This window comes from Terrabacter koreensis, from assembly GCF_054783315.1.
The window spans coordinates 309590-327894 of sequence record NZ_BAAGQU010000012.1 but is presented as its reverse complement, the minus strand read 5'-3'; the positions used below and the strand labels follow the sequence as shown (position 1 = coordinate 327894).

11 protein-coding genes are annotated in these 18305 nt (G+C 70.5%); 3 read left to right on the top strand and 8 right to left on the bottom strand.

All coding sequences use genetic code 11. The features are described 5' to 3' along the window. Positions 1-6: 6 nt before the first annotated feature. The 4 genes from ACYVNR_RS20400 to ACYVNR_RS20385 all read right to left on the bottom strand — a co-directional run bounded on the left by ACYVNR_RS20400 (position 7) and on the right by ACYVNR_RS20385 (position 11610). Positions 7-3183 carry a multicopper oxidase domain-containing protein gene (locus tag ACYVNR_RS20400; protein WP_461050622.1) on the bottom strand — a complete coding sequence of 1059 codons (3177 nt, stop codon included), beginning with the start codon at positions 3181-3183 and terminating at the stop codon, positions 7-9. A gap of 11 nt (positions 3184-3194) precedes the next feature. Continuing rightward, complete coding sequence (locus tag ACYVNR_RS20395) at positions 3195-4547, bottom strand: multicopper oxidase domain-containing protein (protein ID WP_461050620.1); 1353 nt, start codon at positions 4545-4547, stop codon at positions 3195-3197. A 20-nt stretch (positions 4548-4567) separates the two neighbouring features. Next, on the bottom strand, positions 4568-5905 hold the full coding sequence (locus ACYVNR_RS20390) for a multicopper oxidase domain-containing protein (protein ID WP_461050618.1): 1338 nt from the start codon (positions 5903-5905) through the stop codon (positions 4568-4570). Positions 5906-6108: 203 nt separating this feature from the next. Then, complete coding sequence (locus ACYVNR_RS20385; protein ID WP_461050616.1) at positions 6109-11610, bottom strand: hypothetical protein; 5502 nt, start codon at positions 11608-11610, stop codon at positions 6109-6111. A gap of 320 nt (positions 11611-11930) precedes the next feature. Between ACYVNR_RS20385 and ACYVNR_RS20380 the strand changes: the two genes are divergently transcribed. Further along, positions 11931-12602: a response regulator transcription factor gene (locus ACYVNR_RS20380; RefSeq protein ID WP_045188815.1), complete on the top strand. Its 672-nt coding sequence runs from the start codon at positions 11931-11933 to the stop codon at positions 12600-12602. Then, on the top strand, positions 12602-13684 hold the full coding sequence (locus tag ACYVNR_RS20375; protein ID WP_461050614.1) for a sensor histidine kinase: 1083 nt from the start codon (positions 12602-12604) through the stop codon (positions 13682-13684). The genes ACYVNR_RS20380 and ACYVNR_RS20375 overlap by 1 nt, the downstream gene beginning before the upstream one ends. On the opposite strand, the gene ACYVNR_RS20370 is transcribed toward ACYVNR_RS20375, so the two are convergent. Genes ACYVNR_RS20370 through ACYVNR_RS20355 form a run of 4 tightly spaced genes read right to left on the bottom strand, consistent with a single transcriptional unit; the run spans position 13671 to position 17114 of the window. Continuing rightward, entirely contained in the window at positions 13671-14069 is a 399-nt protein-coding gene (locus ACYVNR_RS20370; protein ID WP_045188818.1) for a universal stress protein, read from the bottom strand. The genes ACYVNR_RS20375 and ACYVNR_RS20370 overlap by 14 nt on opposite strands. 40 nt (positions 14070-14109) lie before the next feature. Then, positions 14110-14955 (bottom strand): ATP-binding cassette domain-containing protein, encoded by an 846-nt coding sequence (locus ACYVNR_RS20365; RefSeq protein WP_461050612.1) that lies wholly within the window; start codon positions 14953-14955, stop codon positions 14110-14112. Further along, complete coding sequence (locus ACYVNR_RS20360) at positions 14952-15974, bottom strand: ABC transporter permease (protein WP_045188823.1); 1023 nt, start codon at positions 15972-15974, stop codon at positions 14952-14954. The genes ACYVNR_RS20365 and ACYVNR_RS20360 overlap by 4 nt, the downstream gene beginning before the upstream one ends. Positions 15975-15977: 3 nt before the next feature. Beyond that, complete coding sequence (locus ACYVNR_RS20355; RefSeq protein ID WP_045188825.1) at positions 15978-17114, bottom strand: substrate-binding domain-containing protein; 1137 nt, start codon at positions 17112-17114, stop codon at positions 15978-15980. A 103-nt stretch (positions 17115-17217) separates the two neighbouring features. Here ACYVNR_RS20355 and ACYVNR_RS20350 point away from each other — a divergent pair, with 103 nt between their 5' ends. Beyond that, the gene (locus tag ACYVNR_RS20350; protein ID WP_461050609.1) at positions 17218-18300 is read left to right on the top strand and encodes a LacI family DNA-binding transcriptional regulator; all 1083 of its coding nucleotides are present in this window, start codon (positions 17218-17220) and stop codon (positions 18298-18300) included. The last annotated feature ends 5 nt before the right edge of the window (positions 18301-18305 follow it).

Genomic DNA, 18305 nt, shown 5'->3' with positions numbered 1-18305 from the left:
ACCGGGTCAGGGGATGCTGACCCGGGTCGAGACGAACGAGTCGAACCAGGCCGTGCCCGCCATGGTCGACGCGGTGGTGGTGCCGGCGGTGATGCCGAGGCGGGCCGACTGGACCTGCATCGCGGTGCCGGTGTTGTTGCCCGAGAGCGTGTAGCGCACGGAGCTGTCGACGACGAAGCGCAGCGACCCTCCGGTGCCCTGGGCCCAGTCGACGCGCACGGTGTGTGCGCCGGCGAGGACCGCGTACTGCGCGCCCGTCGTGATGCCGACGCCGCCGAGAACGTTGCGGCTCATGACGACCCGCAGCAGTCGTGACCCGTTGGTGCCGTTGCGCTGGAACTGCACCGCGAACGCCTGACCCGTGGCCGTGCGCCCTTCGAACACCGTCACCCAGGCCGTTCCGGTCACCAGGGTGTTCGGGTTGAAGGAGAACTGCGCGTGGTAGGTCGTCTCGTCGACCGGGCTGTTGTCGGTGACGTACGCCGGCGCGTTGGACCCGCCACCCGGCAGCGTGACCGCGAGGCCATAGCTGCCGGCGGGGTTGCCGGCAGCGAGGCTGGCCACGGCCCGAGCGGCGTTGGTGACGCTCGTCCAGGCCAACAGGTTGCCGCTGTCGAACGTGTCGCTGAAGATCGCGTTCGCGCGGGTCACCTGGACGACGGTCGAGGTCACGTTGCTCCAGCTTCCGGCGGCGTCCTGCACGCGCAGGTTGAACTGCACGGCGCCGGGCAGCATGCCGGCGATCGGGATGTCTGCCGACACGATGCCGTTGGCGTCGGTCAGCTGCACCCGGGTGCCCTTGCCGGCGCCGGGGTCGGTCGTGCCCGTCCAGTACTCGGCCGCCTGGAAGCGCGGACCGACGTAGGAGCCGGGCGGGACCTCGGTGGCGGTCGCCGACAGGGTGAGCGTCGCTGCCCCCGCGGTCGGGTTGGGCGTGCCGGTCAGCGTGCCGAGGACCGGCGCCGTCTTGTCGACGAGCAGGCGCACGAGGGCGTTGTTCGCCGTGAGGCTGCCCCAGTTGCCGGCCGCGTCCTTGCCGCGCACGTAGACGCGGTGCTCACCTGCGGCCATGGCCCGCACCTGGGTGAGCGGGATGAGCCCGTAGACCTGCTCGGTCGGCGAGTCGAGCTTGCCGTCGACCGCGATGAGCGTGAGGCCCGTGCCACCCGTCGGTGTCGTCGTCGCCGGGTCGATGAAGGCCTCGGCCGCCACGACGTTGCTCTGCAGCCCGTTGCCGGCGTCGCGGTCCTCCAAGTCGGCGGAGATGACGAGGTAGCCGGGGTAGGACTTCGAGCCGACGATGCCGTTCGTCGGGTTGGGCCCGACGGTCGAGGCGTTGACGCCCGGTGCGCTCAGGTCGACGACGAGGTCGACGGGCACGGCCGGTCCCCAGATGTTCTGGGAGTTGCGGCTGTGCACCCACACCTGCGTCGTGCCCTCACCGAGGCCACGGACCGTCGCGGCCGGGATGGTGCCGGTCTCGGCGACCTTCGTGGCCGACCTGTTGAGCGACATCGCCGTGCCGGAGCCGTTGGCCCCGACGGCGCCGATGAAGAACTCGGCCCCGGTGATGGTGCCGCCGGCGGCGGTGTCGTCACCGGTCGCGCTGACCGTGACGTTGCCTGCGCCGCTGGCCGGCTTCGGGCTGACCGTGGCGGCCACCGTCTGCGGACCCGCCTTGGCGAGGTTGAGGATGACCGACCCGACGACGCCCCACTTGCCCTGGGCGTCGACGCCGCGCACGAAGATCGTGTGCTTGGCCGAGGTGAGACAGTGCAGGTCGACGGGAGGCGTCAGCGAGGCGCACTGGGCCGCCGAGGCGACGGCCGGGATGGTGCCGGTCACCGTCGTCGTCGGCACGCCGAAGGTGCCGGTCATCGCGGTGCCGAACCCCACGCCGACGGAGGTCGCGTCGTCGACGACGAACTCGGCGCCGCTCACGGCGCTCCCGCCGGTCGTCGCGTCGCTCACCGTCGCGCGGACCGTGACGGCATTCGTGCCGTCGGACGGGTTCGGCGTGGCCGTGATGGTGGTCGACACGGGCCCCACCTCGTCGGTGCTCGGCGGCGGCGCATTGGTGTCGAGGAAGGTCATCATGCCGCCGAAGGCCACCTGCGGAGAGTCGGGGCCCGCAGTCTGGCCGGCGTTGTCGAGCCGCGCGGCGGACTCGAAGACCGCGACCTTCGACTCGGGACCCGACGGCACCGTCACGAGAGCGTCGACCGTGACGCCCGGGTCGACGGGCACCACGACGGACGGCTCGGGGAAGGTGAGCGCGTGGCCGTCGTGCGACAGCATGGTCTGGCCGGCGCCGAGGGTGCTCATGGAGTGCAGCTCGGAGCCGACGTTGACGTAGTGCAGCAGCACCGTGTGGCCCTGGTCGGTCGGCACGGGGTCGCTCGACGGGAACGGCTTGCCGTTGATGAGCCGGTAGGCCGGGTGGTACTCGCGCATGTCGAAGCCCGCAGGGTTCGCGTTGAGCGCGGGGTCGATCTCGCTGAGCACGAGCACGGCCTCGTCGTCGTACGAGTGGCCGTATGCCGTCCCGTCGCCGAGCACGACGAGGGCGCCGCTCAGGCCCATGGCCAGCTGGCGGGGGCCGCCGGCCGTGTGGCCGGCCTCGTAGAGGAACGTGCCGGCGCGAGAGGCGGTGAACGTGTAACGCGCCGTCTCACCGTTGATCACGCCGGGGTCCTCAGCGGACCCGGGCAGGCCCTCGGTGAAGTCCGCCGCGCGCTGACCGGGAAAGGCCAGCGACGTCGGCTGACCCAGGGCGTTGTGCAAGGTCACCTCGACGCGGTCACCCTGCCGGGCCACGATCACCGGCCCAGGTGCGGTCGCCGGCCCCGTCGCCGAAGTGGCGTAGCCCCAGATCGGGATCGGTTGTCCGAGAACCTGGTTCGTGCCGGCCTTGGCCCAGAGGTCGCAGCGGACGATCTCGGGATCGGGCGCGGCCGCCGGGGTGACGGTGCAGCCCGGTGTCGACGGCGTGAGCTTGCCCGCGGGGGCGGCGGGAGCGACCGACGGCGCCACGGCGACAGGTGCAGCGGCCGCACGGGCCGGCGTGACGGCATACGGAATCGGTTGGGCGAGAGCGGATCCCGCGAAGGGGACGGTCGCGAGCGCGGTCGCGGCCACCGCGACGCCGAGCCGGCGCCGCATGCTGACTGGTCGAGAGGTCATCGGAACCGTCCTCAGCTCGTCGGGCAGCCGGCGGGCGGGTCGATGCGGAAGACCGTCATCATGCCGCCGAAGGCTGCTCCGTAGTTTGTGGCCTGCTGGAGCGCGTGACTGTGGGCCACGTGGTAGTACTCGCCGCACTCGTTGTTGACCGTGATGTTCGACGGGAAGGTGCCCTTCTGGCCGAGGTAGGGGCTCTCGCTGAACCACGTGTCGGCCCCGACGAGGAGCTGGTCGGTGATGACCGGGATCTCGGTCGGGATCGGGTTCGTCGTGGGGTCCCAGTGCTCGACGTCGCGCCAGTCCATCAGCGCGTCGACGGTCTGGCCGGGCATGACGTCGATGTCGTACTTGAGGTACGAGAGGTCCTGCGGCGCAGTCGGATCCGTGCCCTGGAGCGCGCGGCCGTCCTTGTTGACGACCCGCTCGTCGCTGCCGTGCGGGTGGAACGGGTAGTTGACCCGGCCCGCGTTGACGTAGCGGATGACCGCGGGCAGGGGGTTCGTCGTCGCGTCGTACGGCTTGATGTGCACGAGGGCGCCGTACGGCTGGCTCGGCAGCCACGAGGCGTTGTTGGGCGCCAGGGTGTCGGGCATGCTGCGGCCGTTGATGAGGTAGTAGCGCGCGTTGTACGCCGACCAGTCGACGGGCTGGTTGCGCTCGACGGCCAGGTGCACGTCCGGGTCGACCTCCGACAGGAGGTAGACGTACTCGTGCTGCGGGCTGAAGGCGGAGTCGGCGCGGTCGTTGACCTGGGCCGACGCGTCCTTCGGCCGCACGACGAGGGTGCCGTAGAGGCCCATCTGCTGCTGCTTCGTGACGTCGGTCCCGCTCGAGTAGAGATAGGTCCCGGGCGATCCGGCCGTGAAGGTGTAGGTCACGGATCCGCCTGCGGCAGAGGCCGGCTGGACCATGGAGGTCAGCGAACCACCGGAGTCGAACTGCGGCTGGGCCGGGTTGCCGTTCGCCTTGACCGCCGACTGTCCCGGGAAGAGCATCGAGGTCGCCTCGGGCAGGTCGTTGTGCAGGATGACGGTGACGGTGCGGCCGGACGTGACGCAGAGGACCGGGCCGGGCAGCTGGAAGCCGCCCGCGCTCATCCCGTAGCCCCACATGTAGATGGAGTTGCCGTCCGGCGTCGAGATGTAGCCGGAACGGGCGGTGAGGGAGAAGGTCTGCTGCGCGTTCTGCTCGCACAACAGCCCCTCCGACGTGGCGGCCTGGGCTCCCGCGTTGGAGCCGAAGGCCACCGCGGCGACGACGGCGAAGACGGCACCGAGGACGGTGGTCCGCCGTCTGGCTCCGGTCGCTCGGCCGCGTCGCAGGGTGCCGACGATGTCGTGACGTCGTGGTCGGTTGAGTCGCATGGTCGTCCTCCGTCGGCTCATCAGGTGTTGGGCTCGGTCTGGGACGGGTACGTCTCGCCGACGCGGAGGACGGTCATCATGCCGCCCCAGCCCGGCCCGCCACCGTTGCCCAGGTACGCGTAGTTGCGGTCGTAGAGCAGGTACTCGCCCGTCTTGCGCGGGGTCACCAGCACGTCACGGCTCTCGCCGGGGCCGATGTCGACGGTGTTGGTGACCTGGTAGTTCGTCGTGCCGTCGCGTCCCCGCAGCAGCGCCGCGTCCTTGGCCACCACCTGCATGTCGACGTTGTCGAGCGTGAAGGCGTGGTTCTGGTAGCCGAGGTTCGACAGCCGTAGCAGCACCGTCTCGTTCACGTTGCACGTGATGAGCGACGAGATCGGCTGGTACTGAAGGCGACCCGCGGCCGTGGTCCTCGGGTCGCCGGGCGGGGCGATCGTGTCGGGGTAGCCGCGACCGTTGAGCAGCCAGAAGCTGGGCGCGTAGTCGGTCCAGTCGCTGACCTGGATGTGGGCGTCGCGGTAGTGCGCGGCCGACCACAGCTCGGTCACCATGAACGCGAACTCGCGGTCGTAGCGGGTGCTGCCGTCGCCGTCGTTGTACGCGTACTTCGTGCCGATCGGGTCGCCGTTGACCGGCGTCCGGTTCTGCGCGGGACGGATGAACACCATCCCGGTCATGCCCATCTGCACGTGCTCCACGTCCTCGAAGTGGCAGTGGTACATGTACGTGCCGGCGTCGTGCGGCCGGTAGTGGTACGAGAGGTCACGCCCGATCGGGACGGCGAGCGAGAGCTCCGGCACGCCGTCGAAGAGCGGGATGGCGTTGACGAAGCCGTGCCAGTGCAGGGTGTGCCCGTCGAAGAGGTCCGGCCGCATGAGCAGGCCGAGGTTCGACAGGGTGATCGTCACCTCGTCGCCCTCGTCGAAGGCGAGCATCGGGGCGCTGACCTGGGCCTTGCCGCGCACGGCGGCCACCTCCGCGGCCGTCGACATCTGCGTCACGTCGCGGAACCCGAAGACGTAGGTGTCGAAGCCGTCCGGCGCGAGCGAGTCGGGGAAGAACGGCAGGTCGGGCGGAGAGCCGGCGGGCATGCTCACCCAGCCGTCGGTGCCGACGAGGTGCACCGACTTCACGTTGCCGGTGGCGGCCGGTCGCACGACGGTCGGTCGCTGGGTGGGCTGCCCGAAGCTGAGGCGGGTGCCGAGGAAGACGCTGCCGATGGCGCCGGCACCGCCGAGCATCACGGCGCGTCGGCCGAGCCCGCCTCGGGTCGGGCGGCCGTCGGCGTGGTCGTCGGCCCGGTCGTCGGCCCGGTCGTCGGCGCGGTCGTCGGGGACGGAGCGTGGGTCGTCGTTCATGTCGAGCTCCTGTGGTCGGTCCGGCGTCGTGGCCGGGGTGTGCGGTCCGTGGTGGTCGTGCCGTGGTGGCGAGGTGCGGCTGGCTGCGGGGGTCCGAGGGTCGAGGGGTGCGCGGGTGGCGGGTCCCAGGACCCCGGGGCGCCGGGGGAGGCCTTGAGGGGGAGTCAGGCCAGGGAGGAGGCGCCCCGGGGTCTGGGGGTCCATCAGGGGGCGAACTGGTCCGACCCCGCGTCGTACCGCGATCCCGTGCTGGTCACCGTGGGCCGAGGCTGCCCGTCGATGTCGGGCGAGGCCGCGTTGACCACGACGTTCCACTGGGAGGTGATCCCGAAGACGGTCTGGCTGCCGTAGTTCACCGTCGTGCTCGCCGCGCCCCGGCCGTATGCCGCCGAGCTCGTCCCGGCGAGGTGGTAGTCCGCGCGGAGCCGGGGCGGCAGCAGGGTCGTCACGATGGCCGCCTCGCGGAAGGCCGGGAAGGTGCGGGCCGCGAGCACCGTCACGGTCAGCTCGGGCGTCGGGTCGACGAAGCCGACCGTGTCGGTGAACGTCACGTTCTGCCCGCCGTCGGTCCCGGTCACCGTCTGGAGCACGCTCGACACGGGGTGGAGCCGGTCTGCGGGTGCACCGCCGACGACCGCCATGTCCCACTGGTCCGTCGAGTTGGCGGTTCCGTCGGGCAGCGTGCCGCCGATCCCGTAGACGTAGCCGCCGATGAACGTGCCGGCCCGGTTGTCGTTGAAGACGTTGTCGAGCAGGGCCGGGTTGCTGAACGTCGACTGGCCGTTGACCTTGACGAGCGCGAAGCCGGAGAGACCGCTGCTGTTCAGCCGGGCCATGAGCGGGTCGCTGTTGGGCCCGGTCGAGAGGCCGGCGGGAGCCGGCTGCCCGTCGGAGGTGACCGCCGTGGCCGTCGTCATGTTGCCGACCACGGTGTTGTCGACGATGGTGACGAAGGGCGCGTCGTCGAGGGCGATGCCGCCACCCTCGTGGGCCGAGACGTTGTTGCTGATCGTGTTGTTGCTGATCGTGATCGTCTGCGGGTCCGTCTTCGTGACGTGGGTGCCGGCCACCTGGAGCAGTCGGATGCCGCCGCCGTCGTCGCTCGCGAGGTTGGCGTCGATGACGTTGCCGTCGATCGTGACCGCGCCCGTGCCGGGGCTGAGCCCGGTCGGCGTCGCGGGCAGCTCGCCGGCGACCATGACCGCGCCGCCCTCGTCGTAGGAGCTGTTGAACCAGATGGTGTTGCCGGCGATGGTGCCGCCGTTGCTGCCGGTCGGGTTCGACATGTAGCCGAACGCCGTCAGGGCGCCGCCGTACTCCGCGGAGAAGTTGCCGCAGATGGCGTTGTGCTGGACCTTGTAGCCGTCGCTGCCGGTGAAGAGCCCGATGCCGCCGGCGAGGTTCGTGCCGCCGTTGTTGAGCACCTGGTTGTCGGCGATGACGGTGTCGTAGTTGCGGTTGTCGCCGGTGTAGGGCGTGCCCACCCGGATGCCGCCGCCGTAGCTGCCGCTGTTGCCGACGACGAGGTTGTCGGTGATGCGGACGCTGCGGTTGTTGTTGTGCAGGTAGATGCCGCCGCCCTGGGTGACGAGGGCCCCGCTCGCGCCGTAGGGCGTCGTGACCCGGCCGGTGAGGACGTTGACGTTGCCGGGGAAGTCGGCCTGCGAGCCGCCGGTCACCTGCAGTCCGTCGATGGCCACGGGGTATGCCGTGTCGGACACGGGTGCCCGCGGGTCGTCGAGCACGGTGATCGTCGCGGCGTCGGGCACGTCGAGCTCACCGCTGTAGGTCAGCGAGCCCAGCAGGGTGATCCAGGCCAGTCCTGCCGGAAGGTCGGGGCTGAACCCGGAGCCGTCGATGATCGAGCCGGGAACCCACCTGGTGGAGCCGTCGGCGTTGGTGGTGAAGCCGCCGGGGCCGACGCCCTGGATCGCGACGCGGTGGTGCACGAGGAGGTTCTCGTTGTACTCGCCGCGCGGGTTGAGCGACGAGGTGGCGCCGGGCCACACGACGACGAGCCAGTACTTCCGGGCCGAGGTGGGTGCCGCTGCCTCGAGCGCCTTCTGGACGGTCGGGTACTGCTTGCCAGGTCCGACCTCGGCGACGTTCGGGTTGACGGCCGTCGAGGGGTTCGAGCCCGGAGCGGCGGTCGGGACGGCACCGAGGTTCCAGATGGTGATGCCGTTGTAGGTCGAGCGCTTGGAGGTGGCGTTCGTGATCGAGACCTTGAGCGCGCCTCGCGAGCTGGGCGTCGTGGTTCCGGGCGTGAGGTCGGGCACCATGAAGGTGACGCTCGTGTCGGACCACGTCCCGTAGGCGCTCGACGGGAGCGCCGGCAGCTTCTGCCCCGCGCTGTTCGTCAGGGTGACGGTGCCGCGGCTCGCCCCGAAGCCGAGGCCCGTCACGGTGACGGAGCGGCCGGTGGCGGGGGTGGCGCCGGTGGGACGAACGTACGGGTGGTCGACGGCGAGCAGCTGCGGGTCGGTCGTGCCGAGGTTGCAGCGTGCCGGGTTCGACGCGGTGGTCCCCGGTGCGAGCACCGTCGCGGCGGCCTGGGTCGGTGCCGTGTCGGTGACCGTGAAGAGACCGGGCCAGCCCTGGAAGTTGGTGCTGATGGTGCGGTAGGCCGGGTCGTAGTCGGGGTTGGGGTCACCCGGTGCGCCCGGGTCGTTGCCGGTGAACCGGTACATGTTGGGGCAGGGGCCCGCCGGCACCGGACAGTTGTACGTACCGGTGGAGGGCTCGAGCGCCTCGTAGAAGCCGTTGAAGTCGGTGTGCGTCGTGTCGACGAGGCGTCCGCTCCAGTCGTAGAGGCCGACGGGCACGTGGGGCAGGCCCTGCGCCTCCCCGTAGTTGGCGCTGCGCTTGTCGAGCGAGAGCCCCAGGTCGTTGATCGTCAGACCCCAGAAGTGCGTCGGGATCGGGACGGGGGTGAAGAGGTTGAAGTTGGGCGCCACGGTCTGTCCGCTGCGCACGGTGACGAGCTTCGCGTCGCAGAGCGGGCGGTCCTGGCCCTCGAAGGGGCTGCCGCCGCCGTCGAGGAAGGCCGGGTTGGAGACGCGCACGGTGTGGAACGCGCCGGCGCAGGAGGAGATGATGCCGGCACCCTGCGACGGGGGCTGCGTCGGCGGCAGCGGGTCGTTGCCCGTGCCCGGGTCGCCGGCGGCGGCCTCGGTCGTGGTCGGCGGGAAGTTCTCCTGCATCAGGTAGCTGTCGCCGTCGAAGACGTTGACGTCCTCCTCGCGCGTCACCTGGTACATCGGCTTGCCGTCGACCGGGTCGTTCGGCACCTCGACCGTGGTGATGTAGTCGCCGGCCGGCAGGTCACCGAAGCCGTAGTTGCCGTTGACGGTCTGGCCGGCCGCACCCGGCGTGCTGTCGGACGCGCCCACCTGGACGCCCATCATCGGTGCCTCGACGCAAAGGTTGTTCGCGTCGGTCCCGGACTCGGGCAGGGCCAGCTGGTCGGTCAGCTCGGTGCCGTCCCACTGGCGGGCGGTGCAGCCCCGCGGCGGGGCCCACTCCTCGCTCGTGTAGGCCGGCTGGACCTCCGGACCCTTCTTCAGCGCGCCGCGCTCCGGGTCGGGGTTCTTGATGGTCGCCGGCTGGCTCGGGTCGCTCGCGTAGGCGGGGTTCGGCACAGACAACGGCACGATGGCCTTACCCTGGCGGCACGAGTTCGCCTTCTCCTCCGCGGTCGTCGCCGTGCAGGCGACCGACTCGAAGACGTGCACGTTCACGTCGGGGATGCCGGGCTGGTAGTCCTCGCTGACCGCGTCGGCCGGGTCGAGCTCGTTGCGGGTGACGTCGTAGGAGACCGTCGCCGCGATGCCACCGTTCTCGTTGACGGCATACGGCTCGACGCCCCAGTCGATGCGGCCCGACAGGCCGATGATCGGCAGGAAGTTGATGTCGACGAGGGCGCCGAGGATCGTGGTCTCGCTGTCCTCGTTGTCGGCCTGGTAGGTGACGCCGGTCGTCCGGTAGCGGGTGTTGAAGGCCTCGAGGACGAGCCACTTGCCGAGCGGGTATCCCTCCTTGATGTCGTACGCGCCGTCGTCGCCGGTGTTGGTGAGGTTGGTGTACTGGTCCATGAGCGAGTTGTCGCGCTCGCGGACGGTCAGGGTGAAGCCGGGCACCGGCTGCTCGCCGGGGTCGCGCTTGCCGTTGCCGTTGTCGTCGACGAACACGGTGCCGCGCACGTGGGTGAACCAGCCGACCAGCATCTTGTTGCCGACGTCGACGAGCTCGCCGCCGGAGACCTCGACGTTGAAGCTCCACAGGATGTAGTCCTGGGCGTCGTCCCACAGCGTCAGCTGGTAGGTGCCGTCGGGGACGTTCTTGATGTCGAAGGTGCCGTTGGCCGCGCCGCGACCGGCGTAGACCACGGCGTCGCCACCGTCGAGGTCGCTGAGGGCGACCCACGGCGAGGGGATCGGCCCGGCGGACTTCGCTCCGGCCCAACCGGTCTCGGGCACGACCTGGCCGTTCTGGCCGCCGATGTACGGCAGTCCTGCCACGACGACGCCCTTCACCTCACCGGTGGCCGTCGACGCGGGCAGCGCCTTGACGCGCACGAAGCCGAACTGCGTGGCGGGCACGGGCTCAGCGCCCTTGAGGAACTCGGTGTCGAGGCCGGTGTCGCCCTCCTGCACCCAGATGTCGTGGTCGTGGCCGCCCTCGAGGGTCGTCGTCTGCACCCAGCCGGACTGGCCGGCGGGCGGCGAGACGGTGGCGCCGTAGCGGTTCGGGCCGAGGTTGGGGATCGTGATGACGCCGGCGGCGTCGCTGGTGCACTTGCCGGTCGAGCGGGTGGTGTCGACGAGCGGCTTGCCGGCGGTGTCAAAGCGCACGCGCCCGGCGGCGTCGTGGAGGTAGACCGTGCACAGGGCGTTGCCGTAGTAGTCGACGGTCACCGGGCCGAACACGTCGGTGAGGTTGCCGGTGAAGCCGGCCAGGCCCCGCTCGGCGTCGGCCTCGTAGGTGCCGTCGGCGGGGACGCTGTCGTCGAAGACCTGGATCTTGATCGTCGCCAGCGGCAGCGGCAGCGGCTGCATCTCGACGGCCACGGCCGACTCGCGGCCGTCGACAACGGTGAAGTGCGCGCCGTCGATCTTGTAGCCGTCCGCCGTCACGGAGACGAGGTACTTGCCGGGCGCGAGGCCCTGCAGCTTCGTCCCGGCGGACAGGTCGCTCTCATCGCCCTGGGCGACGATCTTCGCGAACCCGGAGGTGGTGCGCACTGACGGCCAGGGGCAGGTGTCGGCGTACGGCTCGGTGGGGTCACCGGGGTTCGTCGACGACGGCTTGGTGCTGCCGCCGGGGGCCCGGGACGGGAGGCACTGGTCGAGAAGGGGACTCGCGTCGGTGCCGGGGTTGCCCGTGCTGTCCTCGTTGATCATCCACCTGTAGCTGGTGACCGCTTCGCCCTTCTGCACGAAGGTCGGAGCAGTGTTGACGCTGCGCGCGCTCTTGACCGTCATGGAGATGCAGCCCTTGCCGGCCACGCTGCCGGTCGGGCAGTCGGCCACCGTCGTCACCGCGGGGGTGACGGCGGCTGCCGCCGCGGGCGCGACGGCCGGCACCGGCGCGGCGACGGCGGACGCGGCGAGCGGCCCGCCCAGCTGCGCGACGCCTGAGACAGCCATCGCGGTGAGGCCGGCGATGAGCGAGAACGAGCGCCTGGACGTCTTGGGTGAGATCACGGCAACCCCCATCTGAGGACCGAGCGGGCCCCGTGCGAGCCCGTCGTCCCGCGACCGTCGCACCGACGCTTCCGGGGTCGCGGCGGGATCGACGCACCGCTCAGCGAACTGTCACGGGAGCGGTGCACGACGGCTCACACTGGCGTCAGGTCCTCTTGAGGCTCCTGTCATGAACCTGTCAGGTTGCCGCCCCGAACTGTCCCGGTTCGCCCCCTCTCGTCACCGTCTCGAAAGGGACTTCTCGGGCATCGCTTCCCGCGGTGTTCCCGTCCTGCTCTACTGGTCGGCAGGCTCGGGGATCTGGGGGAAGGGAGCCGCACATGGCCAAGGTCATGGTCGTCGACGACGAAGAACGCGTGCGGGGGCTGCTGACGCGGTCGCTGACGTCCGAGGGGCACTCGGTGATCACGGCTGCGACGGCTCGCGCCGCCATCGACCGGCTCGCGACGACGCACGTCGACCTCGTCGTGCTCGACCTCGTCATGCCGGGGGCCAGCGGCCTGACGGTGCTGGAGTCGATCCACGAACGGCACGACACGACACCCGTCATCGTGCTCTCCGGCGTGACCGACGTCGGCACCCGCGTCGAGGCGCTCGACCGCGGGGCCGTCGACGTCGTCGCCAAGCCGTTCAGCCTCACCGAGCTGCTCGCGCGCGTGCGCCGCAACGTCGGCGCCACGCGGACCGAGCCCGACGACCGCTTCCTCGACGCGGGCGGCATACGCCTCGACCTCGGCCGGCGGCGTGCCACGTTCCGCGACGTCAGCGCGTCCCTCACGGAGCGGGAGTTCAGCCTGCTCGCGCACCTCATGCGCCGCAAGGGCCAGGTGTGCCGGCGCGAGGAGCTGCTCCACGACGTGTGGCACCTCGACTTCGACCCCGGCAGCAACGTCGTCGAGGTGTGCGTGGGACGACTGCGGAGCAAGCTCGGCCAGGACATCCCCGTCGAGACCCTGCGCGGCGTCGGCTACGGGCTCTACGAGGAGCCGTGATGCGCCACCGGATGGTCGTGACGTGGAGCGTCGTCGCAGCGATCTGCTCGTTCGTCATGATCGCCGTCCCCGGCAGCGAGACCGTGCCCTACCACATCGCCTGGGCCGCCTTCGCGCTCTGCTTCGGCCTCGAGCAGTGGAGCCGCCTGGCCACCTGGGTCGGCCTCGGGGTCTTCACCGTGGTGACGGGGGCGATCATCGTCTACCGCGCAGCCACCGAGGTGCTCGACTGGCAGGAGACCGCCGAGATCCCGCTGATGCTGCTGCTCATGGCCCTCATGATCTGGCACGTGCGCCGGCGCCAGCAGGCTCTCGCCGACCTCACCGCGAGTGCCGCCCGCGAGCGGGCCGAGTCGACGATGCGCGAGCTGCTGACGCTCCGCACGTCGCACGAGATGCGTTCGCCGCTCACCATCGCCCGCGGCTACCTCGAGATGATGCTCGAGCGCCCGCGATCGACCAACGACCTGGAGGACCTCCAGGTCGTCGACGAGGAGCTGGCGCGCCTCACCCGGGTCTGCGAGCGGCTGGTGCGGAGCATGCGCCTCGGCGGCGACCTCGAGGTGACGGACGTGCACCTCGGCAACCTGCTGGGCCAGACCGCCGAGCGCTGGTCGGCCGTGGCCACCCGGCGCTGGCGGGTGGAGCCCACCTCGGAGGTGCTGACCTGCTCGAGCGAGCGGCTGCGCGCCTGCCTCGACACGATGATCGAGAACGCCCTGCGCTACACCGATGCCGACGACGACACCGTGGTCCTGTACGCACGACCGATGAAGGACGCGGTGGCCGTCGGGGTCGCCGACTCGGGTCGTGGCTTCAGCAGCGACGTGCTGCGTTCGGCGTCGGCGCACTGGCCCGACCTGACCATGGACGGCGTGCGCGACGACCTGTCGCAGACGGGTCTCGGGCTCTCGCTCGTGCGCGACGTGGCCACCCGCCGCGGCGGCTGGGTGCAGCTGGGCGTCTCGCAGTGGGGCGGCGCCGACGTGGCGATGGTCCTGCCACGCCGGCCGGAGTCCCGCCTGCCGACGGGCCCGCGCCTTGCCGTCGGCACGGAGCCGCGACCCGTCAGCGCGCCTTGACCGTGAGGACGGCGCACGGGGAGTCGAGCAGCACCTGCTGAGCGGTGCTGCCTGTCACGAGCTTGCCGACCGGTGACCGCCGTCGCAGGCCGATGACGACGAGGTCAGCCCCGACCTCCGCCGCCACGCCGACGATCTCCTCCGCCGCAGAGCGACCAGAGGTCGGCTGACGCACCACGTGCGGGATGTCCGCGTTGGCCAGCTGGAGGTCGATGGTGTCGATGTCCTCGGCCGTCGCGAAGCTCTTGTCGGCGTAGTTGCCGTCGCGTCCGGTGTTGACGACCGTGAGGTGCGACCGCTCCGACTGGGCGAGGGAGATCGCCGCGTCGAGCGCGGCGACCCCCTCCGGAGTCGGGATGTAGCCGACGACGATCTTGGGGAACATACTTCTCCTGACGGGGAGCTCAGCGCGCTCGATCCGGCGCTCAGTCTTCGAGCCGCATGGCTCCGGTCATCACCGCGACGCCATCGGTCATGGAGTGTGACGACGGAGTGATGACGCCGGCCCTACCGCCCAGACGCTGGATGTGGATGCGGTCGGCGACGTCCCACACGTGCGGCATGTTGTGCGAGATGAGGATGATCCCGAGGCCCCGATCGCGCAGCTGCCGGATCATCTCGAGGACTTGGTTGCCCTCCTTGACGCCGAGGGCGGCCGTCGGCTCGTCGAGGATGACGACCTTGCCACCGAACGCTGCCGCGCGGCTCACCGCGACGGCTTGTCGTTGGCCGCCCGACAGCGTCTCGACGGCCTGGCCCATGTTCTGGATGGTCTGGATGCCGAGGTCCTGGACAGCCTGGCCTGCTCGCTCCTTCATCCCCTTCTTGTCGAGCATGCGGAACACCGAGCCGAGCGGACCCGGACGGCGCTCCTCACGGGCGAGGTAGAGGTTGCTCGCGATGTCGAGGGCGGGGATGACGGCCAGCTGCTGGTAGACCGTCTCGATGCCGGCGTCGCGGGCGTCCTGCGGGCGCTTGAAGTGCACGAGCTGACCGTCGAGGCGGATCTCGCCCGAGTCCGGCACGAGGGCGCCCGTCAGGCACTTGATCAGCGTCGACTTGCCGGCGCCATTGTCGCCGATGACCGCGAGCACCTCACCGGGGAAGAGGTCGAGGTCGACCCCGTCGAGGCCGACGACCCGGCCGAACGTCTTGACCAGACCGCGCGCCGAGAGCACCGGGTGGGTGCGGTCGCTGCTCGGTTCGGCCGTCGAGAAGAGCCCGCCGTGGGTGGCGACCGGCTGGGCGGTGGTGGACGCGTCGGCACTCATGCCTTGACCTTCCTGATCCACTGGTCGACGGAGACCGCGACGATGACGAGCACGCCCGTGGCGAGGACGCGGAACTGCTGGTCGATGCCCGCGAGCGAGAGACCGAACTGGAGGGACTGCACGATCAGGGCGCCGATGAGCGTTCCGACGAGCCGCCCGCGACCACCGAAGAGGCTCGTGCCGCCGATGACGACCGCGGTGATGCTGTTGAGGTTGGCGTCGACGATGGCGTTGGGCGTCGCGGCGCCCGAGCGGCCGATCAGGACCCATGCCGCGAGGCCGTAGATGAGCCCGGCAACGGTGTAGACGGTGAGGAGCACGCGCTGGGTGCCCACGCCCGACAGGCGCGCCGACTCGCGGTCGTCGCCGACGGCATACACGTGGCGGCCCCACGCGGTCTGCGACAGCGCGAAGCCGACCACGGCGTACATCACGGCGACGGCGATCACGCCCCACGTGAGGCGGAAGCCGCCCCGTGGGCCGAACCCCTCACCCAGGAAGTTGAGAATGGACGGTAGGTGGTCAGCCTGGATGCTGGAGCCGCCCGAGTAGAGCAGCGCGATCGCGGTGAAGATGCTCAGGGTGCCGAGGGTGACGATGAACGGCGGTAGGGCCAGCCGGGTCACGAGCAGGCCGTTGAGCAGGCCCGCCCCGACAGCCAGGAGCAGCCCGATGAGCAGGGCCACGATGCCGTTCATCCCGCCGTCCTTGGCGAGCGTGGCCATCACCATCATCGACAGGATGGTGATGGCGCCGACCGACAGGTCGATGCCGGCCGTGAGGATGATGAGCGTCTGGCCAATGGCGAGCGCGGCCACGACGGCGGTCTGCTGTAGCAGCAGGCCGAGCGACGACGGCGTGGCAAAGCGCGAGTTCATCGCGGTGAACGCGACGAAGGCGATGACGAGGATGAGCAGCGGGCTGAGCCACGGGTAGCCGTGGAGCAGGTGCTGCACCCGCTGCAGGGGGCTCTGCTGCCGCCGGGCGAACTCGGCGGCAGCAGACTGGGTGGTGGTCATTGCTCAGTTGCCCCAGCAGATCTTGGCCGCCTCGGCCGAGGTGATGCTGTCGACGCCGTCGACCTTCTTGTCGGTCACGAGGGCGACGCCGGTGTTGTAGAAGTCCAGCCCGGGAGAGACCTTCGGCTTCTCGCCACCGCGGGCGATCTTGGCGATGGCCTCCATGCCGAGCGTCGCCATCTTGAGCGGATACTGCTGGGCGGTGGCCCCGATGACGCCGTCGGTGACCGACTTGACGCCGGCGCAGCCGCCGTCGACCGAGACGATGAGGGCCGTCTTGCCCTGGGCCTGCAGGGCCGCATTGGCCCCGACGGCGGTGGGCTCGTTGATCGTGTAGACGAGGTTGATGTCGGGGTTCTTGGAGAGGCACTTCTCCATGGCCGTGCGGCCGCCGTCCTCTGCGCCGTTGCCGGGCTCGTTGCAGACAATGGTGTAGTCGCCACCCTTGCCGCCGGTGTACTTGCCCGTCTTGGCCTCGTCGCCGTTCTTCTTCGGGTCCTTGACGTCGATGCCCATGCCCTCGAGGAAGCCCTGGTCGCGGTTGTAGTCGACCGAGACGATCTTGTCGTTGAAGAGGTCGAGCAGCGCGATGACGGCGGGCTTGCCCGCAAGCTGGCCTGCGGCCCACTGACCGTCGAGCTTGCCGGCCGCGCGGTTGTCGGTGGCGAAGGTGATGTCGACGGTGTCGGCCGGGTCGGGCGGGGTGTCGAGGGCGATGACGTAGAGGCCGGCGTCGCGCGCCTTCTTCATGGCGGCGTTGACGCCGTTGCTCATCGGAGTGATCAGAATGCCCTTGTCGCCGCGCGCGATGGAGTCCTCGATGGCCGTGATCTGACCCGCGTCGTCGCCCTCCTGCTTGCCGGAGGCCACCGTCAGCGTGACGTTGTTCTTCTCCGCGTCGGCCTTGGCGCCCTTCTGCATGGCGACGAAGAACGGGTTGGTCGAGTCCTTGGTGATGAGGGAGACACCGACCTTCTCGTCGCCGCCTCCGCCGCCTCCGCTGGCGCCGCCCGAGCCACCCGAGCCGCCGTCGGAGCTGCCACAGGCGGCCACGCCGAGGACCAGCGTGCCTGCGGCGATCGCCACGAGCGCCCTGCGTCCGGCACGCCGCGACGAGGTGAGGAAGGAACTGCGGTGCATGGCGTAGACCTCTCTGTCTGCCGTCGTCCCGTGACAACGTTGTCAGGACGATTTATAGAGCGACACTTGTGCAGGCGTCAAGGGATCCGATACACATCGCAACGTGGATGAGACAACGATGTCAGGGCCGAGCGGTGCGCACGGGCGCATCCAGTCGCCGGACTCGGGACGCCCGGTGGCGCGCGCGACCATGAAGGACGTCGCGGCCCTGGCGGGGGTCAGCCTCAAGACCGTCTCCCGAGTCGTGAACCGCGAGGCGGGGGTGTCCCCGGCGGTGCGCGAGCGGGTAGAGCACGCGGCCTCCCGGCTGGACTACTCCCACAACGTCCACGCGAGCAACCTGCGCCGGGCCAACAGCCGCACCGGCACGGTCGGCGCGCTGCTGCAGGACGTCAGCAACAGCTTCTCCGCGAGCCTGCTGCGCACTCTCGAGGACGTCGCCCGGGCGCAGCAGACGGCGGTTCTGGCGGCCAGCCTCGACGAGGAGGAAGGCCGCGAGATCGCTCTGGTACGAGGGCTGGTCGCCCGGCGCGTCGACGGGCTCGTCCTGATGCCTGCGACGTCGCGTCATGAGTACCTCGCGTCCGAGCTGCGGGCCGGCCTGCCCACCGTCTTCGTCGACCGCCTCCCTCACGGCGTTGACGCCGACTCGGTCACGGTCGACAACGTGCTCGGCTCCCGGCACGCCGTCGAGCACCTCGTCCGGCACGGTCACCGCCGCATCGCCCTACTGCTCGACCTCGGCACCATCCAGACCGCCCAGGACCGCCTCCGCGGCTGCCGAGAGGCCATGGATGCGGCCGGCATCCCCGACGACGACCGCGTGGAGGTCCAGAACCTCCGCACCTCGGACGCCGCCGAGGCTGCGGTGCGCGGGTTCTACCGCGGCGGACCTTCTCCGACCGCAATCTTCGCCGGACGCAACGACCTGGCCATCGGTGCGGTCCGCGCCCTTCGGTCGCTCGGCCTCAGCCACCGCGTCGCCGTCATCGGGTTCGACGACTTCCCTCTCGCCGACTTGCTCGAGCCTGCCCTGACGGTGGTCCGCCAGAACGTGGGGCAGATCGGTGCGGAGGTGGGCCGGCTGCTCTTCGCCCGCATCGCCGGCGACACGTCCCCGCCGCGCCGGGTCGTCATCGAACCCACGCTCGTGGTGCGCGGGTCGGGCGAGATCCGCCCCACCTGACCGGT